The sequence below is a fragment of the Devosia sp. J20-27 genome, assembly GCF_055808595.1.
Genome location: NZ_CM147875.1, coordinates 1,514,229 through 1,533,617 on the forward strand (window position 1 = coordinate 1,514,229; position 19,389 = coordinate 1,533,617).

Consider the following 19,389-nt stretch of genomic DNA (forward strand, 5'->3'; position numbering starts at 1 on the left):
GGCTAACTCTGGCGAAGGGCTGCATATTTGACGCGGGTCCGGTCGCGCACCGGCGTGGCCAGAACCCGCTCGATGAGGCTCCTGGGGAGGTCTCGCGACCCGTCGAACGACATCAGCTCGGCGACAGTGACGGTCTCCCCGGCAAACGGGATGTAGCCCACATCCATGCCCGCTTCGACCGTCCCCGGCGTCAGCACGCGCGTATAGGCGCCGGGCCTCAGGGCCCTGGCGAAGCGCTTGACGAAGGCGGGCGAGCCCATGCGGCGGGCGAGGGTATTGCAAGGGGTGCGGTGATAGGTGACTTCCAGCAGCACATCGCCGATCTGCAGGCGGTCGCCGATGGCGAGGGTGTCGCCGGCAAGGCCGTCGATCGTCAGGTTCTCGCCAAAGGTGCCGGGAGCCAGTTTCTCCCCCAATTCCTTGCCCCACCAGTCGTAATCGGACTGGAGATAAACGTAGACGGCCTGATCGGCCCCGCCATGGTGCTTGCGGTCGAGCACGGCGTCGCCCAGCACTCCCGCCGCATCGATCAGCACCGGGCCGCTGCGTGGCGTCTTGACGATGCCCGTGGGGCTGGCGCTGCCGGTCAGCACGGTCGGCGAGCCCACATTTATGGCGCGGAGCGTCGGCATCAGTTCTCCCGGGTGGCAAAGAATTGGGCGGTGGCACGCAGGCCATTGGCTTCATCGCCAAAGATCTGCAGGGCCGAGAGGGCGTCGTGAATGGTCTCGCCGAGCTGGCGGCGGGCGCCGTCGATGCCGAGCGTGGAGACCAGCGTCTGCTTGCCCTTGCCGGCATCCTTGCCGGTGGCCTTGCCGAGCGCTTCCGGCGTGGCGGTGACGTCGAGCAGGTCGTCGGCCAGTTGGAAGGCGCGGCCGGCGGCCTCGGCAAAATCCGTCAATGCGCCCAGGGCGTTGGTATCGGCGCCGCCGAGGATCGCCCCCATGCGGACGGCGGCGCGGATGAGGGCGCCGGTCTTCATCGCCTGCATCCGCGAAATCTCCTGGAATCCCAGGCCCGTCGTTCCGCCCCTGGTTTCGCCCTCGATGTCGCGCATCTGGCCGCCGACCATGCCGCCAATGCCGGCGCCGGCGGCCAGTTCAGCGATCAGCGGGCCGACTCCGGGGCCGTGCAACTCGGTCGCCAGCAGATGAAAGGCGAGGGTCAGCAGGCCGTCGCCGGCAAGAATCGCCGTGGCGTCGTCATAGGCCTTGTGGACGGTGGGCCGGCCGCGGCGCAGGTCGTCGTCGTCCATGGCCGGCAGGTCGTCGTGGATCAGCGAATAGCAGTGGATCAGTTCGACGGCGACGCCCGCCATCAGGCTGCCGGCATGCGGCACGCCAAAGACGCTGGCCGCCTGGCGGACCAGCAGCGGCCGCAGGCGCTTGCCACCCCGGAGGCTGCCGTGACGCATCGCCGCGATCAGCCGGTCGGGTGGCACGCCGGGGCCGCTCAGCCGGCCGGCATCGAGCAGCGCGTCGAGCGCCGTCTCGACATCGGCGGCGCATTGGGTCATTTCGTCCTGAAAGGAAACGGTCACGGTTCGCCCCTTGGTTGTCCGCTTTCCTAATGGATTCCTGCCGCCGCGGGAATGACCCGGTGGAGTTTGCATGGACGAGGACGGCAGCACCAAGCCCCGGCGCCGCAAGAAGCGCAGTCTGATCGGCCGGCTGGCGCGCGCCGCACTGCTGGTCTGCGCTGTGCTGGTCGCCATTCCGGCGGTGCTGACACCGGTCTATCTGGTGGTCGAGCCGGTCTCGGTGCCGATGCTGGCGCGTTACGTCACCGGACGGCCGGTGGTACGCGACTGGCGGCCCATCGGCGCGATCTCGGACCGGCTGAAGGCGGCGGTGATCCTCTCGGAAGACGGGCAGTTCTGCCGTCACTGGGGCGTCGACCTGCGGGCGCTCAAGGACGAAATGGACCTGATGCTGGCCGGCAAGCCGTTCCGGGGCGCTTCGACGCTCACCATGCGGCTGGCGCGCAACCTCTTTCTCACCAACGACCAGTCGGTGCTGCGCAAGGCGCTGGAAGTGCCGCTGGCGCTCTATATCGACCTGGTGATGCCGAAGCGGCGGATCATGGAACTCTATCTCAATATCGCCGAATGGGGGCCCAACGGGCAGTTCGGCATCGAGGCGGGGGCGCAGGCCGCCTTCGGCACCGATGCCGATGCACTGACTTGGGAGCGGGCGAGCCTCCTGGCCGTGACGCTGCCCAATCCTCTCGTGCGCAAACCGGGTCGCCCGAGCAGCGGCCTCAGGCGGGTCGCGCGGATTGTGGAAGGGCGCGCCCGGGAGTATGGAGAACGCGCCGGCTGCGTGGGGGAAAACGGCACGCTGGCGCTTCAATAAGCACTAGCCAGCCGCGTCCATTAAATGTATAGAGGCCCGCAATTCCCGACAGACCCCGTCTGTTGACCGCCCGCGAGGGCGAGACGCATTTACTGGAGTAACACCAATGGCAGTGCCAAAACGCAAGACCTCGCCGATGAAGCGCGGGTTCCGCCGCTCCGCCGATGGCCTGAAGGCCGAGGCATATGTCGAAGACAAGGATTCGGGTGAGCTGCGCCGTCCGCATCACGTCGACCTGAAGACCGGCATGTATCGTGGCCGTCAGATCCTGACGCCGAAGAACTAGTCGAGCCAAGGTCACTTGCGCACAGACTGAATATTGAGCGGCCAGTCCCAATCGGGGCTGGCCGTTTCCTTTTGACTTGGAGGTTTAGGTGATGGGATTGCGCGTAGAAAGCGACTCGATGGGCACGATCAATGTGCCGAGCGAAAAGTATTATGGCGCGCAGACAGCCCGCAGCCTCGCCAATTTCGACATCGGCGGCGAAAAGATGCCGACCGAGATCATCCGCGCCTTCGGCATCCTGAAAAAGGCGGCGGCGCTGGCCAACAACAAGCTCGGCCTGATGGACGATGCGACCCGCGACCTGATCGTGGCGGCCGCCGACGAGGTGATCGAGGGCAAGCTGGCCGAACATTTCCCGCTGGTGGTGTGGCAGACCGGCTCGGGCACGCAGTCCAACATGAACGTCAACGAGGTGATCTCGAACCGGGCCATCGAAATGGCCGGCGGCGTCATGGGCAGCAAAAAGCCGGTGCACCCGAACGATCACGTCAACATGAGCCAGTCGTCCAACGACACCTATCCCACGGCCATGCACATCGCGGCCGTCGAGGCGGTGAAGTCCTACCTCGTCGATCGCGTCATGCTGCTGCGCAATACGCTGAACGAGAAGTCCGGGCAGTTCATGGATGTGGTCAAGATCGGCCGCACGCACCTGCAGGACGCCACGCCGCTGACGCTGGGCCAGGAAATGAGCGGCTGGGTGGCGCAGCTCGATCTGGCGCTCAAGGCCATCGATGTCACCCTGCCGCAGCTCTATGAGCTGGCGCTGGGCGGCACGGCCGTCGGCACCGGGCTCAATGCCCACCCCAAATATGGCGAGACGGTCGCGGCGGAAATTGCCCGACTCACCGGCCAGCCCTTCATTACGGCGCCTAACAAATATGCCGTTATGGCCGGGCACGATGCCTTTGTCGGCAGCTCCGGTGCGCTCAAGCAGCTGGCCGCGGCGCTGATGAAGATCGCCAATGACGTGCGCTGGCTGGCCTCCGGCCCGCGCTCGGGGCTTGGCGAGCTGACCATTCCAGAGAACGAGCCGGGCTCGTCGATCATGCCGGGCAAGGTGAACCCGACCCAGGCGGAGGCCACCACGATGGTGGCCGTGCAGGTGATGGGCAATGACGCGGCGATCGGTTTTGCCGCCAGCCAGGGCAATTTCGAGCTCAACGTCTTCAAGCCGGTGATTGCCTATAATTTCCTGCAGTCGGTGCGGCTGCTGGCCGACGCCGCCAAGAGCTTCAACGACCACTGCGCCGTGGGTATCGAGCCGGACCGGACGCGCATCAAGCAGCTGGTCGACCAGTCGCTGATGCTGGTCACCGCGCTCAACCGCAAGATCGGCTACGACAATGCCGCCAAGATCGCCAAGAACGCCCACAAGAAGGGCACGACCCTGCGCGAGTCGGCGATCGAGCTGGGGCTGCTGACGGGCGAAGAGTTCGACGCCGAAGTCAAACCCGAGCAGATGGTCGGACCGCTCAAGGTCTAGCGTCTTGGGCGGACTCAGGGACTGGGCCCGCTCGCTCAAGCGCGAGGTGATCGCGCTCTGGCTGGTGAGCCGCGACCCGCGCACGCCGTGGGTCGCCAAGCTGCTGGCAATGGTGGTGGTGGCCTATGCGCTCTCGCCCATCGACCTGATCCCCGATTTCATTCCCGTGCTGGGCCTGCTCGACGACCTGCTGCTGGTGCCGGCCGGTATCTGGCTGGTGCTGCGCCTCGTGCCGCCGGCGCTGATGGCCGAACACCGACGGGCTGCCGGGACCATTGCCGAGAAACCGGTGAGCCGGACCGCAGCGGCCGTCGTCGTCCTGGTATGGCTGGCAGCGGCCGGACTGGTCGGCTGGTGGGTGCTGGGCAGCCGGTGACGCCGCCGGCGGTGGCGGATCGGGTCTAGCGGCTCATTGGGTTTCTTGGCATGGTGCGGCTCCACCTGAGGAGAGACAGATGTCGGACAGCACCGTGTTCATTCCGCCCGAGCGCCGTCAGCGCAACGGTAGGTTCATCCCGCCGCTGCTGCTGCTGCCGCTGATCATCTATAATCTGGTGGCGTTCGTCTTCATGGGCGGTCAGCCGACCGGCTGGTCGAGCCACGTGCTGACTATCCCGATGGTATCCGGCGTCGACTGGTCGATGACGGCCGGCGACCTGATGGTGGCGTTCGGGCTGGCGTGCCTGTTTTTCGAAGTGCTGAAATCCACCAATAGCGGGCGCTCCTCGGTGGTCGAGCACATGCTGTCGACGCTGGTCTTCGTCGTCTTCCTCGTGGAATTCCTGCTGTTTGGCGCCTGCGCCAGTTCAGTGTTCTTCATCCTGATGCTGATGGCGATCTTCGACGTCGTTGCCGGCTTCACCGTCTCGATCACCAGCGCCGGCCGCGACGTCACGATGGGGTAGCTGCGCCTAGAGGCGGTGGAGCACCATGACGTCGAGCACGGCCCAGAGGTGCAGGGTGGCACCCAGCACCACGAAGCAGTGCCAGACGACGTTGTGGAAGCGCAGGCGTTCCCAGACGTGGAAGACTATGCCGGAGGAGTAGGCAATGCCGCCGGCAAGCAGCAGCCAGAGGGTGCTGGCGGGCAGGGCGGCGGCCAGCGACTGGAATACGGCGATGCCGCTCCAGCCAATGCCAAGATAGAGCACCAGCGCCAGGCGGCCGAAGTGCTGCGGCACGATCAGCTTGAGGGCAATGCCGATCAACGCCGCGCCCCAGATGGCGGCCAGCATGATATCGCCCGCGGCCGTGCCGCTGAGCAATGACAGCAGCGGCGTATAGGTACCGGCAATGAGCAGGAAGATGGCCGCCTGATCGAGCCGGGCCAGGACCTGCTTGACCGGCGTCACCGGTGCCATGTTGAAGGCCAGCGAGACGGTCAGCACGACGACCAGCGAGGCGACATAGACGGCAATCATCGGCAGTTCGGTGGGCGCGGTCTCGAGGCCGGCGGCGGTCAGGAGGGCGCCACCGAGGCCGGCCGCAATCACGAGGCCAATGGCATGGACGATCGCGTCAAGGATCAGCTCGGTCCTGGAGTAGGCGTGGCCCCGGTGCCACCAGGTGCGTTTGGTCAGGACGGGGGTCAGGGGGGACATTGCGCTCTTCCGTTGGTTCAAGGCTCAACGCGACAGCGTCCCAATCGATCCAACAGCAATAGGATGACCAAACAGTGACCCGTTTGGTTGCAACGTCGGCTTCAGACGATCACGGTCCGGCGATAGCCGGCCGGCATGCGCAGCACGGAGGCTTTCACCGTCGCTGCATAGGCATCGGCCGCGATGGCCTCGCGTTGGCGTGCCGGTTGCGCCACGGTCCGGGGGCGCGGCTGCAGCATCTGCGAGAGCAACTGGGCCGGCGGCGCATAGGCGCGCAGCGGTGTGCGGTGGCTCTGGTAGCTGCCCTTCTCGAGATCGATTGTCCTGAACTGGGTCATGACGGCGCCGTTCCTGTGTCAAAGCGGGCCGTTTGTTTCGTTTTGGTACAGTGTGTCCCGGGCCCTTACAGGTAAGGTCGCAATCCCCATGCCAGGTTGCAACGATTTGTTAACTTTTTGCCCAGCGGGCCGTCATCACGGTTAATCGCGACGCCGTGCGGGCGTCGCGATCGAGCGGTTGCGTGCCGCTATTTGAAGTCGTCCTTGGCCTTGCGCAGCGCCGCGAAGACCACTGCCGGGTCGGTGTCGGGCGGCAGGCCCATGGCCTTGGCGAGCACCGGGTCATCGGCGCGCAGGAAGGGATTGGTGCGCTTTTCCATGCCCAACGAGACCGGAATGGTGAACTGGTCATTGTCGCGCATGCGCTTGACCTCGGCGGCGCGGATCTTGAGCGCGCTGTTGCCGGGGTCGATGCTGAGCGCGAAATTGGCGTTGGCGACGGTGTATTCATGGCCGCAATAGATCAGCGTCTCGTCCGGCAGTTCGCGCAGTTCGGCCAGCGCCTCCCACATCGGGCCGGGCTTGCCTTCGAACATGCGGCCGACGCCCATCGAGAACAGCGCATCGGCGGAGAACAGATGGCCGCCGACCGGCTCGTAGAAAACGATGTGGCCCAGCGTATGGCCGGGCGCCTCGATGACGAGGAAATTGGTGTTGCCCAGCGTAACGGTGCTCGAGCCCGACAACAGCATGTCGAGGCCGAGAATCTTCTCGGCTTCGGCGCGCGGACCGTGCACGGTGCAGCCGAACTCGCGCTTGAGGGCCGGGATGCCCTCGACGTGGTCGGTATGGTGATGGGTGATGAAGATGTCGTTGAGGTCCCAGCCGCGCCGCTCCAGCGCTGCCTTGATCGCCTTGGCGTCCGGCGCATCGATGGCGGCGGTCTTGCCGGTGTCGACATCGTGTACGAGATATCCATAGTTGTCGCTGCGGCAGAGGAAAATGTCGATGAGCAAGGCCAATATCGGTACTCCGTTTCGATGGGGCGGGCGTGACAAGCCCGGCGCTTGAGGTCAGAGTTTAGAGGCAGCGGACGGGATTATCCAATGGACAACGCATGAGCACCGACGTCAGACGCCTCATCGAATTCTACAAGTCGCCGCTGGGCAAGATCGCGCGCACGCTGGTGCGCGAGGAGGTGACACGCATAGCCGGCAATGTGAAGGGCCAGCGCGTCCTGGGGCTGGGCTTTGCCACGCCCTATCTGCGCTTCACCCTGCAGAGCGCCGAGCGGGTACTGGCCTTCATGCCGGGGCGGCAGGGCGCGTCGGCCTGGCCGCGCGAGGGCCCGTCGCATACCGTGCTCTGCGACCCGATGGATATGCCGCTCAACGATGCGGCGGTTGACCTGATCATTGCCGTACACGCTTTCGAGCATGTCGCCGATGCCGAGGAACTGATGCGCGAACTGTGGCGGATCGCGGCACCCAATGCGCGGCTGGTCGTGGTGGTGCCGCGGCGGCGCGGTCTCTGGGCGCAGACCGACAATACCCCCTTCGGCGACGGCCATCCCTATAGCCGCACGCAGCTCGAAAAGCTGCTGCGGGAGCACAGCTTCGTCCCCGAGCAGTGGCGCGACGCGCTCTATCTGCCGCCCAGCCAGCGCAGCATCGTGCTCAAGTCGACGCGGCTCTTCGAGGGCATTGGCCGCATGTTCATGCCGATGTTCTCGGGGGTGATGGCGGTCTCGGCGAAAAAAGCGCTGTTCCCGGCCGTGCCGCGGCGCAAACGCATGGAACGCTTCGTGCGGGTGCCGGCGCTGTCGCCACAGGCGGCAATGGAAATCCCGGGCGAACGCTGAGCCGGAAGGCTTTGCGTTCGGCGGGCCGTTTCTCTATGGTCCGCCGGGCTTTCGACCCCGCTCCAGACCGGTTCCGGACCATGACCAACACGCCCCTTCGCCCGCAGCCGCAGCCCGGCATCGACAAGATTGCGCCCTACGTCCCCGGCCGTTCCGATGTGCCGGGCGGGGTGACGCTGGTCAAGCTCTCGGCCAACGAGAGCCCGCTGGGGGCGAGCCCGAAAGCCGTCGCGGCCTCGCGGGCCATGGCCGACAGGATCCATATCTACCCGGAAGGCACGTCGCGGGAGTTGCGGCAGGCGCTGGGCGAGGTGCATGGCCTCGATCCGGAGCGCATCGTCTGCGGCTTCGGCTCGGACGATCTGCTGCACCTGCTGGCGCAGGTCTATCTGGGCGAAGGCGATGAGGCGGTGATGAGCCAGTATGGCTTCAACGTTTATCCGATCATCACGCGGGGCGCCTCGGCCGAGATCGTCATGGCGCCGGAAACCGAGTTCTGCGCCAATGTCGATGCCCTGCTGGCGGCGGTGACGCCGAAGACCCGCATGGTCTTTCTGGCCAATCCCAACAACCCGACCGGCACCTATCTCGATGCCGGCGAAGTGGCGCGGCTGCAGGCCGGGCTGCGGCCTGACATCCTGCTGGTGGTCGACTGCGCCTATGCCGAATACGTGACGGCGGACGACTACACGGTGGGCACCGAACTGGTCGACACCGCCGAGAATGTCGTGATGATGCGCACCTTTTCGAAGATGGGTATCGCCGGCGAGCGGGTCGGCTGGATGTATGGCCCGCCGCATATCGTGGATGCGGTCAATCGCATTCGCGGACCGTTCAACGTCTCGCTCTCGGGCCAGGCAGCAGCGGCGGCAGCGGCGCGGGATACGGCTTTCACGGCGCAGTTGCGCGATCACAATGCGCGCTGGCGCGACTGGCTGAGCCGCAGCCTCGCGTCCAACAGCATTCGCGTGCCGCCCAGCCAGGGCAATTTCGTGCTGGCGGTGTTCGCCGATGCAGAAGTGGCGAAGGCGGCCTTCACGGCGCTGCGCGACAACGGCCTTCTGGTGCGCGAAATGCACAGCTATGGCATTCCCGAGGGGCTGCGGATCAGCATCGGGCTGGAGGCGCATATGCGTGCCGTGGTCGAGGTGCTCAAGGATTTTGGTGCATTGGGAGCACAGGATTGATGTTCGAAAAACTCACCCTTGTCGGCATCGGCCTGATCGGCTCGTCGATTGCCCGGGCAGCGCGGCTCAAGGGGCTGGCGCGCCATATCGCCATCACCACGCGCAAGACCGAGACACTGGAAGAGGCGCGGGCCCTGGGACTGGGCGACAGCTACAGCCTCGACGCGGCCGAGGCCGTCAGGGGCGCCGATCTCGTCATCCTCTGCACCCCGGTGGGCGCTTACGGGGCGGTGATGGAAAGCATCCGGGACGCACTGGCGCCGGGGGCGATCCTCTCCGATGTCGGTTCGGTCAAGCAGCATGTGCTCGACGTCATCGGACCGCTGCTGCCCGCGGGCGTGCATTTCGTACCGGCGCACCCGCTGGCCGGCACCGAGCATTCAGGCCCGGCCTCGGGTTTCCCGGAACTCTTCGTCGGGCGCTGGTGCGTGCTGACGCCGGGGCCGGACTGCGATGCAGCGGCGGCGGCCCGGGTGCGGGCGTTCTGGGAGGCGCTCGGCAGCACGGTCGAGGCGATGAGTGCCGATCACCACGATCTGGTGCTGGCCATTACCAGCCACGTGCCGCACCTCGTGGCCTACAATATCGTGGGCACGGTGGCCGATCTCGAAGCCGATACGCAATCGGAAGTGATCAAGTTCTCGGCCTCGGGGTTCCGCGACTTCACCCGCATCGCCGCCAGCGATCCGGTGATGTGGCGCGACGTCTTTCTCACCAATCGCGATGCGGTGCTCGAAATGCTCGGGCGCTTCATGGAGGATCTGTCCAAGCTGCAACGTGCCGTGCGCGTCGGCGACGGTCCGGGCATGGAGGCGCTGTTCACCCGGACCCGGGCGATCCGACGCTCCATCATCACGGCCGGGCAGGAAACGGCAGCCGCCGATTTCGGTCGCCCGCATCCGGCCACGGCGCCGGAGCCGGTGCCGGTGCGCGAGCATGGCGGCGGCGAGGACGCCTGAGCCGGCCGCAGCCGTCCCCGGACGCTGAGCTCAGTACAGCGCTTCGAGCTGAAACAGCGGGATGCCGGCCACCAGCAGCGCGCCATTGGCAAACTGCAGCGCCTGCTTGAAACTGCCGTCGGGCTGCGGCAGGCCGGAGAGCACCGAGAGCAGCATGGGGTTGACGAAGGCCGCCAGGCGTTCGCGGACGCCGCGATTGGTGTAGGTGATTTCGCCCTCGACCTGCCGGTTGGCATTGAGCCCGAGACTGCCGCTGGCGTCGAGCATATCCTCGCCGTCGGTGCCGCTGATCTGCACCACGTCCAGCTTGCCGCCGGCGGCCTGCCAGGCTGGCAGCAGGTCAGCGTCGGCAAAGCGGCGCAGATCGTCGGGGAGCCCGGTGACCTGCAACTGCACTTCGGCGTCGCCGTCACTGACGCTGTAACCGGGCGCCGCCACATCGCGAGCGAAGGCATAGACGGCGAGCGCCGCGGTGCCGGCGGCCGGATCGTGCAGTTCGGGGATATCGCCGATCTGCAGTTCGGCGTGGCTGGCCCTGGCGCGTGGCAGATCGCCGGCAACCGTGTCCACCCAGTCGAGATTGTCGCCGACCACGGCAACGCGGGCGATGCGCCAGCCCTCGCCGGACAGACCCTTGAGGATATCGTCCGTGGTGGCGCGGAAGCTGCCCTGCAGGCTGTCGAACTCGAAACGGCTGGAACTGCCGTAAAAGGCGTCGGCCGAGGTCACGGGCGACTTGAGCGACACCAGCACGTGGCTGGGGTTGTCGACCTGGGCGCTGGCCCTGATGCCGGCCACCGTCACCGTCAGGTCGTCGGCAACGATCGTGACGTCCTCGCAGGTGACGTCGATGCGGAACGGAAAGCCGCCGACGCCGGAACTGGCGCAGGTGACGCGCGGGCTGGCGGCCGAGCCGTCATTGCTCGCCAGATTGGCGAGTTCCTGCTGCACCTGGCTGGCGACAAAGAACCAGCCGCCTCCCCACAGGACGGCAACCAGCGCGACGATCAAGAAAAGCCCGGCGAATCGTTTCATGGTGTTGTCCTAATCCGGCTATATGGCGCCGGAAAGAGCGTAGGCGAGGAAATCACGGAGCGACAGGGCCGGAATGGCGGGCAGGATGACGCATTGGGTGTTCGGCTACGGCTCGCTGATCTGGCGGCCGGGATTTCCGTTCATTCGGCAGGCACCGGCACTGCTCAGTGGCGCGCATCGCAGCCTCTGCATCTACTCGCATCGCCATCGCGGCACCGAAGCGCAGCCCGGTCTGGTGTTCGGGCTGGTGCGGGGCGGTTCGTGCCGGGGCATGGGGTTCGAGGTCGAGGACCGGCTGTGGCCCGAGGTGGTCGACTACCTGCGCGAGCGCGAACTCGACAAGGGGGTCTATCGCGAGACCCTGCGGCCGGTGCGTGTCGATGAGAACGGGGCCGTGGACGCGCTGACCTTCCTCGTCGACGAACGGCACGCCCAGTATGCCGGCCGGCTGGCGATCGCCGAGCAGGCCCGGCTGGTGCGCGGGGCGCATGGCGAGTCCGGTCCCAATACCGAATATGTGCTCGAAACGGCCCGCATCCTCAACGCCATGGGGATTCGCGACCGCTATCTCGACGAACTGGTCGAGACGCTGAACGGCGCCGATGTGGCGGTGATGCCCAGCATCTAGCGCTCAGTCGGCAACCTTGATGGCGTCGGAGACGATGCTGACTTCGCCAATATCGCCCTGGTTGCCGCGCTTGATCGCCCGGCCCATGGCTTCTTCGTCCTTCTCGGCCTGGCCGAGCGCGCGTTCATCGGCAATGGCGTCGTCGATGACGAGGACATGCTTTTGCGCTTCGATCACCGCTTCGGCGTCGCCCTGCTTGGCGGCCTGACGGCGTTTTTCGACCAGCGTGTCGCGCAGCGTGCGGAGCGCCTGGATGTTTCCCTGAGTCATAGATGTCTCCTGTTGCTAGCCAGGAGGAATGGCCGAAGGCAGATGTGAGTTGCGCAGGGGGACGGTTTGACGCGTCCTGTCTATGCAGCCACGACCCCGGATACGGGCTCGGCACCTTCGAGATCCCAAATGGTGGTGAGGCGTTCGACCTCATCCTGGCTCACCCCTACGAGGAAAGCGCGGTCGGCGCAATCGACGGCGAGGCGGAAGCGGGCGCGGCTGGTGCTGTCCTGGACAATGTCGTGCGCCGAGCCAGCCCAGAGCACATGGTTGCCCAGGGCCACCAGATAGAGTTCGCCCTCGCGCAGCGCGAAGTCGTGCAGGCGCAGCGGCTGCAGGGCGTAGAAGCGGCCGGACCGTCCACGCCAGTTGACGTGACGAAGTGGCAAGGCCTGCACGTTACTCGAAACCCAGACGCCCATTTGATCCTCCGACTCCCGACTGCGAAGAGAACAAAGATAGAACAAATGCGAGACAAATGTCAAGCGTATTTGTGCGACTCATCAAGATGTATGGTCGCGTTCGCGCGTGACGTCAAGATATAGTGGGTGCAACCGTTTCAGCCGCTTCTGGTGGTTTGCCGTCCGCAAGCCGCTGCAGCTTTTCGGCAAGGTCGGCGGGGAGCGGTCGACCGAGGCCCTCGCGATAGGCTTCGAGGATCAGTGCGTTGGTCTCGGTCTCGATCGCCTCGACCAGCCGGGCGTGAAAGGCATTGGCACTGAGCCCGGGCTGAATGGGTGGCAGGAAGCGGGCGCGCGCCGTGCCGGGCCAGAGGATCGGGCTCTTGCGGCTCCAGTAGAGGCCGGAGGTCAGGGCCACCGGCACCACGGGTACGCCGAGTTCGAGATACATGCGGACGATGCCGTAGCGGTAGTCGTGCGGGGCAAGTGGCGCCTTGCGCGTGCCCTCGGGGAAGATGACGATGCGGCATTTCTTGTCGACCGCCTGCCGGGCCTCCTTCATCATCAGCGGAATGGCGTCGCCGCCCTTGGAGCGATCGATGCGGATGGTGTCAAAGCTCAGTGCCGCCCAGCCGAAGAACGGAATGTCCATCAACTCCTTCTTGGCGATGAAGGCGGGGCGGCGCGTATGCGGCAGGATGGCGAAGATATCCCAGTCGCTCATATGCTTGGCGGCGAGGATGCAGGCGCCGGGCGGGATGTGCTCCTCGCCCTCCACCCGGGTCTTGATGCCGACGACATGATGCAGCAGCCAGAGGTTGGAATTGCCCCAGTACTGCGCCAGAACCCAGGTGAAACGGGTCGGCCCCTTGAGGATGCCGACGGTCCCGATAATGATGGCGAGCACGGCCGTCTGGCTAAAAAACAGCAGATAGAACACAGCGCTGCGCAATGCCTGGATGATGGTCATGCGAACTCCCTCGGGGTGAGAGTGCATGGCGCAAAGGTCGGGCGCAAGCGGGTGCTACGAGGTCTGGGTCAGGAAGCGGCGCACTGTGAGCCGCGAGGTGATGGCGGTGAGCGCTGCAATCACCGGTACCACGGCGGCAATGCCGATAATGCCGTCGACACCGAGTGCGAAGCGTCCGAACAGGATGCCGAGCTGCTGGTTGGATTCGGCCGGCATGACACTGCCGGCGGTCAGCGACACCAGCACGAAAAAGAGGATCGCTCCCAGCCCGCCGACAATGCCGCCGCGGAAGCCGATGGAGAGGAAGCGGCCCTGGAATTCGCCGGCAATGAAGCTGTTGGAGGCGCCGATGAAGTGCAGCACATCGACGATCTCGCGGTTCGAGGCCATGGTGCCGCGGGTGGCAAAGATGATCGCCAGCACGGTGGCGATGACGATCAGCGTCAGCACCAGCAGTCCGGAGACGACGATGGTGCCAGCCATGGCGTTGAGCTGCTGCCGCCAGGCGGCGTGACGGTCGAGGCTGGCGCCCTTGACGGTGAGCAGGTCGCGCTCGAGCTTGTCGATATCGGCCTCGCCCGGGTCGCCCAGTTGCACCACCACCAGCCGCGGGATCTCGATCGCCGAGAGGTCGAGGCCGCTGCCGAGCCAGGGTTCGAGCAGTTTCTGGCTTTCCTCAATGGTGAGGGCATGGGCGCTGGAGACGCCAGGAGTCTGCTCGGCGAGGGCAACGGCGGTGCGCAGGTTGGAGTCCATCACCTCGCCCTCCATCGGGCGGATCTGGATGGTGACTTCGCGCCCGACATCGGACGACCAGGCAATCGCCGATTTCTGCACCAGCACGACTCCGCCCAGCGTCACGCCGGAGAGGAAGGTCATGATGGCGATCAGCAGCACCAGCGTACGGCCGGCTACCGAGCGTTCGGGGACGATGGGGGCGGTACGGTTGCGCGTCGGCGCGGCCGCAATGTCGGGGGTGGCATCAGTCACGGAACACGACCTGCCCGTCGTCGAGCTGGATACGGGGGAAGGGGAAGCTGTCGAGCAGCGGCAGTTCGTGGGTGGCCAGGATGATGGTGGTGCCCATCTTGTTGAGCTCGGCAAACAGCCGAACCAGCCGCAGCGACAGCTCGGGATCGACATTGCCGGTCGGTTCGTCGGCGAGCAGGATGTCGGGGCGGCCGATGACGGCGCGAGCGATGGCGGCCCGCTGCTTCTCGCCGCCCGACAGCAGCGGCGGATGCGCATCCATGCGCTCGCCCAGCCCGACCCATTCGAGCAGTTCGCTGACATTGCCGCGATAGGCGCTCTCGGGCTGGCCGAGGACGCGCAGCGGCAGGGCAACGTTCTCAAACGTGGTGAGGTGGTCGAGCAGGCGGAATTCCTGGAAGACGATGCCGATATGACGGCGCATCTGCAGCAGCGAATCCTGGTCGAGCGCGCTGACGTCGCGGCCGAAAAGCTTGACCTCGCCGCGACTTGGCTTGAGCGACAGCAGCAGCAGCTTGAGCAGCGAGGTCTTGCCCGACCCCGACGGACCGGTCAGGAAATGAAACGAGCCCGGCTGGATGCGGAACGTCAGGTCCTTCAGGATTTCGGGGCCGTGGCCATACCGCAGGCCGACATTGGTGAACTCGATCACGCTCGTCATTGTCTCCGAATCAGTTTGGGCATCATACCTCAGCCGGCCCGCTTGTGCCGCGACCCGGTGGCGCGGGCTTTTCAGGCGAATGCAGCAGAATTCGGACCACGGGGGAATTTGAGGGTTCTTAACCGTGGAGCGCTACGATGCGGCCATGGCGTCACCGCAAAGCAAGACCGTTGTCATTGTCTGCCCGCACTGTACCACACGGTATCAGGTGCCGGGTGACACTGTGGGCCCCAAGGGCCGGCAGGTGCAGTGCGCGCATTGCAGCAAGACCTGGCAGGCGTTCGCGGAAAAGATCATCGAGCCGGTGGCCAAGCCGCCGCCGCCCAAGGTCGAGGTACCGTCCACAGCCCGGAGCACCGACGACGACCGGATGTTCGACGCCGATGCCGAGGCTGAACTCGACGCCCAGTTCGACGCCGAGCAGAAAGCGGCGGCCGAAGCGGCAGCGGCGCTCGATAATGGTGCGCTGGCCGATGTGCTCGCCGAGGACGTCACGGCAGCCATCGCGCCCAAGCCGCGCGAGCCCGAGCCCGAGGTGAAAAAACCGCCATCGGCGGCGGTTCGGAAGCTGCAGAAGGCGTTCAGCAAGCGGCAGCTGCAGCTGACGCGGCAATTGCCGATGGCGCGGGTGCGCCGCACCCTGCGCGTCGTCGGCCTTGCCACACTGGCGCTGCTGCTGGTCTCCGGCTTCACCTTCCGCTCCAATATCGTGCTGATCTTCCCCGACCTGGCCGGCGCCTATGCGGCGCTGGGTCTGAAGGTCAATGTGGTCGGCCTCGAGTTCCGCGATGTCACCACGCTGCGGGCGCTGCATGCCGGCGCCGAAGTCATGGAAGTGAACGCGCGCGTCTATTCGGTGGCCGGCAAGAAGGTCAAGATGCCCCCCGTGGTGGTGACGCTGCTCGATGCCGAAGGCGCACGCCTCTATGAATGGAGCGTCGCACCGACCGAGCCCTCGCTCGGGCCGGGCGAGGCGATCGACTTCCATACCCAGATCACATCCCCGCCGCAGGGCGCCGCCAGGGTGCGGCTGAGCTTTGCCAACGGGCAGGGGCAGTCGCAAGGCGTGACGCCGGCATCGCAGTCTGCCAGTGTGGCGCTGCCCTCCGACGCCCTCGCAGAACCCTCGCCGGCACACTCAAAGGAGTCCGCGCACTGATGGCCAAAATCCTGATTGCCGAAGATGACGACAATGTGCGGCAGTTCGTTGCCCGCGCACTCGCCCATGCCGGCCACGAGGTGACCGAGGCCGAAGACGGCGGACTGGCGGCGGAAATCCTGCAGGACGAGGCCGGGGCCTTCGATCTGCTGCTCTCCGACATCAAGATGCCGGTGATGGACGGCATCGCGCTGGCGCTCAATGTGGCGTCGACCTGGCCGGACCTGACCATCGTGCTGATGACCGGCTTTGCCGATCAGCGCGAACGGGCGCACGGGCTCGACGCCCTGATCTATGACGTCATCCCCAAGCCCTTCACGCTGCAGGCGCTGATGGCAAAGGTCGAAGATGCGCTCGAAGGCCGCCCGGTCGAGGTCATCTCCCTCGCCCGGCAGGCGATGCAGCAGTAACGATCAACCGCGGCGGTGGCTTTGCGGGCGGGCTGTTGTGGTTTACAGAGCGGCGGTAACCTGCCAGCCGGAAACCCGCCGTGACCCGACCCAGCGTCCTGCCTCTGCATCTGATCCAAGCCGCACTGCAGGCGGCGGGCGAAGTCGGAACGCCGGTCTGGCTCTATGACGCGGCGATGATCCGCGCGCGCGTGGCGCAGCTCAAGTCGTTCGATTGCGTCCGCTATGCGCAGAAAGCCAACAGCAACACCCATATCCTGGGGCTGCTGCGCGGCATGGGGGTGATGGTCGACGCGGTCTCGCTGGGCGAGATCGAGCGGGCGCTGCGGGCCGGCTACCGGCCGGGGACGCCGGACCACGAGATCGTCTTTACCGCCGACATCATCGATCAGGCGACGCTGGCCCGGGTGCTGGAACTCGGCATCCCGGTCAATTGCGGCTCGCCCGACATGCTGCGACAGGTCGGCGCGGCGAAGGCGGGGCATCCGGTCTGGCTGCGCATCAATCCGGGCTTCGGCCACGGCCACAGCCGCAAGACCAATACCGGTGGCCCATCGAGCAAGCACGGCATCTGGCATGACGATCTCGAGGATAGCTTGCGCATTGTCGACGAATTCGAGCTCGATCTGGTCGGCCTGCACATGCATATCGGCTCGGGCGTCGACTATCAGCACCTGCACCGGGTGTGCGACAGCATGGTCGACGCGGTGCGGCGGGCCAACCGGCCGCTGCACGCCATCTCGGCCGGTGGCGGCCTTTCGGTGCCTTATCGGGATGGCGACCCGGAGATCGACATCGAGGAATACCATTCGGCCTGGGACAAGGCGCGCAAGCAGGCCGAGGCGATTGCCGGCGGCCCACTGCGGCTCGAACTGGAGCCCGGCCGCTTCCTCGTCGCCAATGCCGGCCTGCTGGTCGCCGAAGTGCGCGCCGTCAAGAAGGTCGCCAACAACCACTTCGTCGTCGTCGATGCGGGATTTAGTGATCTGGCGCGCCCGGCAATGTACGGCAGCCATCACGATATCGGCTTCGTCACGCGTGAGGGCGAGCCGGTCTCGGGAGCGGTGGCGCCGGTGGCGGTCGCCGGACCGCTCTGCGAATCCGGCGACGTCTTCACCCAGGCCGACGGCGGCTATATCGAGTTCCGCGACCTGCCGATGCCCAAGGTCGGCGACCTGGCGCTGATCCGCGATGCCGGCGCCTACGGGGCCAGCATGTCGTCGAACTACAATTCGCGGCCGCTGGCGCCCGAAATGCTGCTCGACGAGGGCGCGCTGCGCGTCATCCGCCGACGACAGACGATCGACGAACTGCTGGCGCTCGAAGCCTGATCATTCCGCCGCTTCGTAGGCCGCCTCGATGCGGTCGGCGACGAGGTGCTGCAGGCGCCAGAGATGCGGGTCGTGGATGCCCATCTCCTCCAGGTGCGCCACCGTAGCAAAGAGATATTCGGCCATCGAGCCGCGGGTGCCCACCGCCGTCGCCAGCACGTCGGCGATCCGCTCGTCCGACAGCCCCGAGACATAGCGTCCCGAATTGCGATCGATGCAGAAGGTGAGGGCGCGGATGGTCCGTTCACCGGTCCGCACCGTCACCATGCGGGGCGGAAACGGGCTCGGCCGCCAGCCCATCTCGCGCTCGAAGAGCTTGATCAGGCTTTCGTCGCGCCGGTCGGGCGGCAGCCGGTAGAGCGCGCCCTTGCAGGCGCCGCCACGGTCGAGCGCCAGCATCAGGCCGGGCCGCTCCGGGCTGCCGCGGTGGCGGTTGTTCCAGCCGAGGCAGAAGGCGCGGTGCCAGCCATGCAGCAGGCCGATGCGCATTTCGACGAAGTCGCAGGCCGGTTTCCAGATCAGCGAGCCATAGGCAAAGATCCAGGTCTCGTCGTGGTCGGCGCTGTCGCCGAAGAATTCTGCGATGGAGCGGCGATGATCGTCTTCGGTGGCCGCGACCATGCCCTCGGGTGGCGGCGGCAGCACCTCGCTGATTTCGGTGGGCTGCAGATAGGCGACGTGGCGCGGCGTCAGCCGCATCTGGCGCTTGCTCATGCCACGGCATCCGGCTTGGCGTGAGCGGCCTCGACCTTTTCGGCGACCAGGGCCTGCAACTTCCAGAGATTGCGGTCGCGAATGCCCATGCTGTCGAGAATGGAGACTGTGGAAAACAGATATTCGACCATCGAGCCGCGGAAGCCGCAGGCGGTGGCGAGGATGCCCGCCAGCTCGTCGTCCGAAAGTCCGCCGATATAGCGCGGGGATTGCCGGTCCATGGCAAATGTCAGGACGCGCAACGGCCCGTCGTCGGTGACCACATCGATCCAGCGCCACGGAAAAGCCGAGGGCACCATGCTCATCTCGCGCCGGATGAGCTTGTGCAGTTCGGCCTCAAGCTCTGCCTCGGGCAGCTGGTAGATGACGCCCTTGCACTGGCCGCCGCGATCGAGCGCCATCATCAGCCCGGGGGTCTCCGGGCTGCCGCGATAGCGATGGTCCCAGCCCAGGCAGAAGCGGCGGTGCCAGCCGCGGGCCGTGGCGACCCGCTTGTCGACAAAGGCGGTTTCCGGACGCCAGATCAGCGAGCCATAGGCAAACAGCCAGAACGGTCCTTCCGGGCGGGTGCGCTGCATCTGGTCGACGATGCCGGCGAAGTCCTCGTCGGTGGCGGGACGAAAGCCGTCGATCAGCTGCGGGCCGGGATCAGGAATCTCCCGCTGCAGCAAATCGACATGGCGTTGGCTGAGGCGCATGGTCCTCGACACTGGTCCGGCTCGCATCTTTGTCATACGATAAACCTGCGTCCACGAGCGCGCCGGTTCAAGCCGTTTCTGACACAGCCGCGTGCATGGCGGGTCTGCGC

At 66.1% G+C, this 19,389-nt stretch carries 25 protein-coding genes; 12 read left to right on the forward strand and 13 right to left on the reverse strand.

Features of this window, described 5'->3' with window-relative positions; translation table 11 throughout:
- Positions 1-2: 2 nt before the first annotated feature.
- Together AC0L4C_RS07360 and AC0L4C_RS07365 are read right to left on the reverse strand one after the other, a co-directional pair.
- Positions 3-632 carry an MOSC domain-containing protein gene (locus tag AC0L4C_RS07360; RefSeq protein WP_473402974.1) on the reverse strand — a complete coding sequence of 210 codons (630 nt, stop codon included), beginning with the start codon at positions 630-632 and terminating at the stop codon, positions 3-5.
- On the reverse strand, positions 632-1,540 hold the full coding sequence (locus AC0L4C_RS07365) for a polyprenyl synthetase family protein (protein WP_473402975.1): 909 nt from the start codon (positions 1,538-1,540) through the stop codon (positions 632-634). The genes AC0L4C_RS07360 and AC0L4C_RS07365 overlap by 1 nt, the downstream gene beginning before the upstream one ends.
- A gap of 70 nt (positions 1,541-1,610) precedes the next feature.
- Here AC0L4C_RS07365 and AC0L4C_RS07370 point away from each other — a divergent pair, with 70 nt between their 5' ends.
- From AC0L4C_RS07370 to AC0L4C_RS07390, 5 genes are all read left to right on the forward strand, one after another.
- On the forward strand, positions 1,611-2,354 hold the full coding sequence (locus tag AC0L4C_RS07370; RefSeq protein WP_473402976.1) for a biosynthetic peptidoglycan transglycosylase: 744 nt from the start codon (positions 1,611-1,613) through the stop codon (positions 2,352-2,354).
- Between the two features lie 106 nt (positions 2,355-2,460).
- Positions 2,461-2,640, forward strand: coding sequence for a 50S ribosomal protein L32 (rpmF, locus tag AC0L4C_RS07375; protein WP_395818146.1), 180 nt, complete (start codon positions 2,461-2,463; stop codon positions 2,638-2,640).
- 91 nt (positions 2,641-2,731) lie between these two features.
- Positions 2,732-4,126 (forward strand): class II fumarate hydratase, encoded by a 1,395-nt coding sequence (gene fumC, locus AC0L4C_RS07380; protein WP_473402977.1) that lies wholly within the window; start codon positions 2,732-2,734, stop codon positions 4,124-4,126.
- A 4-nt stretch (positions 4,127-4,130) separates the two neighbouring features.
- On the forward strand, positions 4,131-4,502 hold the full coding sequence (locus AC0L4C_RS07385; RefSeq protein ID WP_473402978.1) for a YkvA family protein: 372 nt from the start codon (positions 4,131-4,133) through the stop codon (positions 4,500-4,502).
- 79 nt (positions 4,503-4,581) lie between these two features.
- Complete coding sequence (locus tag AC0L4C_RS07390; protein WP_473402979.1) at positions 4,582-5,031, forward strand: hypothetical protein; 450 nt, start codon at positions 4,582-4,584, stop codon at positions 5,029-5,031.
- A gap of 6 nt (positions 5,032-5,037) precedes the next feature.
- Here AC0L4C_RS07390 and trhA read toward each other — a convergent pair whose 3' ends face one another.
- From trhA to gloB, 3 genes are all read right to left on the reverse strand, one after another.
- Positions 5,038-5,727, reverse strand: a complete 690-nt coding sequence (gene trhA / locus AC0L4C_RS07395) for a PAQR family membrane homeostasis protein TrhA (protein WP_473402980.1) — start codon at positions 5,725-5,727, stop codon at positions 5,038-5,040.
- A 101-nt stretch (positions 5,728-5,828) separates the two neighbouring features.
- A complete protein-coding gene (locus tag AC0L4C_RS07400; protein WP_473402981.1) occupies positions 5,829-6,065 on the reverse strand; it encodes a hypothetical protein in 237 nt (78 codons plus the stop codon).
- A gap of 188 nt (positions 6,066-6,253) precedes the next feature.
- Entirely contained in the window at positions 6,254-7,030 is a 777-nt protein-coding gene (gene gloB, locus AC0L4C_RS07405; RefSeq protein WP_473403474.1) for a hydroxyacylglutathione hydrolase, read from the reverse strand.
- Between the two features lie 92 nt (positions 7,031-7,122).
- On the opposite strand from gloB, the gene AC0L4C_RS07410 reads away from it, so the two are divergent.
- The 3 genes from AC0L4C_RS07410 to AC0L4C_RS07420 all read left to right on the forward strand — a co-directional run bounded on the left by AC0L4C_RS07410 (position 7,123) and on the right by AC0L4C_RS07420 (position 10,012).
- Complete coding sequence (locus tag AC0L4C_RS07410) at positions 7,123-7,866, forward strand: class I SAM-dependent methyltransferase (RefSeq protein WP_473402982.1); 744 nt, start codon at positions 7,123-7,125, stop codon at positions 7,864-7,866.
- 80 nt (positions 7,867-7,946) lie between these two features.
- Positions 7,947-9,053, forward strand: coding sequence for a pyridoxal phosphate-dependent aminotransferase (locus AC0L4C_RS07415; RefSeq protein WP_473402983.1), 1,107 nt, complete (start codon positions 7,947-7,949; stop codon positions 9,051-9,053).
- Complete coding sequence (locus AC0L4C_RS07420) at positions 9,053-10,012, forward strand: prephenate/arogenate dehydrogenase family protein (protein ID WP_473402984.1); 960 nt, start codon at positions 9,053-9,055, stop codon at positions 10,010-10,012. The genes AC0L4C_RS07415 and AC0L4C_RS07420 overlap by 1 nt, the downstream gene beginning before the upstream one ends.
- A gap of 30 nt (positions 10,013-10,042) precedes the next feature.
- On the opposite strand, the gene AC0L4C_RS07425 is transcribed toward AC0L4C_RS07420, so the two are convergent.
- Positions 10,043-11,047 (reverse strand): DUF2125 domain-containing protein, encoded by a 1,005-nt coding sequence (locus AC0L4C_RS07425; protein WP_473402985.1) that lies wholly within the window; start codon positions 11,045-11,047, stop codon positions 10,043-10,045.
- Between the two features lie 85 nt (positions 11,048-11,132).
- Between AC0L4C_RS07425 and AC0L4C_RS07430 the strand changes: the two genes are divergently transcribed.
- Positions 11,133-11,675 carry a gamma-glutamylcyclotransferase gene (locus AC0L4C_RS07430; RefSeq protein WP_473402986.1) on the forward strand — a complete coding sequence of 181 codons (543 nt, stop codon included), beginning with the start codon at positions 11,133-11,135 and terminating at the stop codon, positions 11,673-11,675.
- Positions 11,676-11,678: 3 nt separating this feature from the next.
- Here AC0L4C_RS07430 and AC0L4C_RS07435 read toward each other — a convergent pair whose 3' ends face one another.
- The 5 genes from AC0L4C_RS07435 to ftsE form a co-directional block, all read right to left on the reverse strand.
- Positions 11,679-11,945 (reverse strand): hypothetical protein, encoded by a 267-nt coding sequence (locus tag AC0L4C_RS07435; protein ID WP_473402987.1) that lies wholly within the window; start codon positions 11,943-11,945, stop codon positions 11,679-11,681.
- A gap of 80 nt (positions 11,946-12,025) precedes the next feature.
- Positions 12,026-12,367 (reverse strand): hypothetical protein, encoded by a 342-nt coding sequence (locus AC0L4C_RS07440; protein WP_473402988.1) that lies wholly within the window; start codon positions 12,365-12,367, stop codon positions 12,026-12,028.
- 112 nt (positions 12,368-12,479) lie between these two features.
- A complete protein-coding gene (locus AC0L4C_RS07445; protein ID WP_473402989.1) occupies positions 12,480-13,316 on the reverse strand; it encodes a lysophospholipid acyltransferase family protein in 837 nt (278 codons plus the stop codon).
- 54 nt (positions 13,317-13,370) lie between these two features.
- Complete coding sequence (locus AC0L4C_RS07450) at positions 13,371-14,306, reverse strand: cell division protein FtsX (RefSeq protein ID WP_473402990.1); 936 nt, start codon at positions 14,304-14,306, stop codon at positions 13,371-13,373.
- A complete protein-coding gene (ftsE, locus tag AC0L4C_RS07455) occupies positions 14,299-14,958 on the reverse strand; it encodes a cell division ATP-binding protein FtsE (RefSeq protein WP_473403475.1) in 660 nt (219 codons plus the stop codon). Before ftsE ends, AC0L4C_RS07450 begins: the two co-directional genes overlap by 8 nt.
- A 133-nt stretch (positions 14,959-15,091) precedes the next feature.
- Between ftsE and AC0L4C_RS07460 the strand changes: the two genes are divergently transcribed.
- The 3 genes from AC0L4C_RS07460 to lysA all read left to right on the forward strand — a co-directional run bounded on the left by AC0L4C_RS07460 (position 15,092) and on the right by lysA (position 17,867).
- Positions 15,092-16,126 carry an MJ0042-type zinc finger domain-containing protein gene (locus tag AC0L4C_RS07460; RefSeq protein ID WP_473402991.1) on the forward strand — a complete coding sequence of 345 codons (1,035 nt, stop codon included), beginning with the start codon at positions 15,092-15,094 and terminating at the stop codon, positions 16,124-16,126.
- The gene (locus AC0L4C_RS07465) at positions 16,126-16,536 is read left to right on the forward strand and encodes a response regulator (protein ID WP_473402992.1); all 411 of its coding nucleotides are present in this window, start codon (positions 16,126-16,128) and stop codon (positions 16,534-16,536) included. Before AC0L4C_RS07460 ends, AC0L4C_RS07465 begins: the two co-directional genes overlap by 1 nt.
- An 80-nt stretch (positions 16,537-16,616) precedes the next feature.
- Entirely contained in the window at positions 16,617-17,867 is a 1,251-nt protein-coding gene (gene lysA, locus AC0L4C_RS07470) for a diaminopimelate decarboxylase (protein WP_473402993.1), read from the forward strand.
- On the opposite strand, the gene AC0L4C_RS07475 is transcribed toward lysA, so the two are convergent.
- Both AC0L4C_RS07475 and AC0L4C_RS07480 read right to left on the reverse strand, forming a co-directional pair.
- Positions 17,868-18,581, reverse strand: a complete 714-nt coding sequence (locus AC0L4C_RS07475; protein WP_473402994.1) for a gamma-glutamylcyclotransferase — start codon at positions 18,579-18,581, stop codon at positions 17,868-17,870. It abuts the gene before it with no gap.
- The gene (locus tag AC0L4C_RS07480) at positions 18,578-19,315 is read right to left on the reverse strand and encodes a gamma-glutamylcyclotransferase (RefSeq protein ID WP_473402995.1); all 738 of its coding nucleotides are present in this window, start codon (positions 19,313-19,315) and stop codon (positions 18,578-18,580) included. The genes AC0L4C_RS07475 and AC0L4C_RS07480 overlap by 4 nt, the downstream gene beginning before the upstream one ends.
- Between the last annotated feature and the right edge of the window lie 74 nt (positions 19,316-19,389).

Bases quoted from the DNA above. Each gene is read 5' to 3' on its own strand.
- AC0L4C_RS07415 (WP_473402983.1), top strand. From the start codon at position 7,947: ATGACCAACACGCCCCTTCGCCCGCAGCCGCAGCCCGGCATCGACAAG.
- AC0L4C_RS07370 (WP_473402976.1), top strand. From the start codon at position 1,611: ATGGACGAGGACGGCAGCACCAAGCCCCGGCGCCGCAAGAAGCGCAGT.
- AC0L4C_RS07480 (WP_473402995.1), bottom strand. From the start codon at position 19,315: ATGACAAAGATGCGAGCCGGACCAGTGTCGAGGACCATGCGCCTCAGC.
- AC0L4C_RS07445 (WP_473402989.1), bottom strand. From the start codon at position 13,316: ATGACCATCATCCAGGCATTGCGCAGCGCTGTGTTCTATCTGCTGTTT.
- trhA (WP_473402980.1), bottom strand. From the start codon at position 5,727: ATGTCCCCCCTGACCCCCGTCCTGACCAAACGCACCTGGTGGCACCGG.
- fumC (WP_473402977.1), top strand. From the start codon at position 2,732: ATGGGATTGCGCGTAGAAAGCGACTCGATGGGCACGATCAATGTGCCG.
- AC0L4C_RS07465 (WP_473402992.1), top strand. From the start codon at position 16,126: ATGGCCAAAATCCTGATTGCCGAAGATGACGACAATGTGCGGCAGTTC.
- AC0L4C_RS07475 (WP_473402994.1), bottom strand. From the start codon at position 18,581: ATGAGCAAGCGCCAGATGCGGCTGACGCCGCGCCACGTCGCCTATCTG.
- AC0L4C_RS07430 (WP_473402986.1), top strand. From the start codon at position 11,133: ATGACGCATTGGGTGTTCGGCTACGGCTCGCTGATCTGGCGGCCGGGA.
- AC0L4C_RS07425 (WP_473402985.1), bottom strand. From the start codon at position 11,047: ATGAAACGATTCGCCGGGCTTTTCTTGATCGTCGCGCTGGTTGCCGTC.
- AC0L4C_RS07420 (WP_473402984.1), top strand. From the start codon at position 9,053: ATGTTCGAAAAACTCACCCTTGTCGGCATCGGCCTGATCGGCTCGTCG.
- AC0L4C_RS07400 (WP_473402981.1), bottom strand. From the start codon at position 6,065: ATGACCCAGTTCAGGACAATCGATCTCGAGAAGGGCAGCTACCAGAGC.
- AC0L4C_RS07435 (WP_473402987.1), bottom strand. From the start codon at position 11,945: ATGACTCAGGGAAACATCCAGGCGCTCCGCACGCTGCGCGACACGCTG.
- AC0L4C_RS07440 (WP_473402988.1), bottom strand. From the start codon at position 12,367: ATGGGCGTCTGGGTTTCGAGTAACGTGCAGGCCTTGCCACTTCGTCAC.
- rpmF (WP_395818146.1), top strand. From the start codon at position 2,461: ATGGCAGTGCCAAAACGCAAGACCTCGCCGATGAAGCGCGGGTTCCGC.
- AC0L4C_RS07410 (WP_473402982.1), top strand. From the start codon at position 7,123: ATGAGCACCGACGTCAGACGCCTCATCGAATTCTACAAGTCGCCGCTG.
- AC0L4C_RS07360 (WP_473402974.1), bottom strand. From the start codon at position 632: ATGCCGACGCTCCGCGCCATAAATGTGGGCTCGCCGACCGTGCTGACC.
- AC0L4C_RS07390 (WP_473402979.1), top strand. From the start codon at position 4,582: ATGTCGGACAGCACCGTGTTCATTCCGCCCGAGCGCCGTCAGCGCAAC.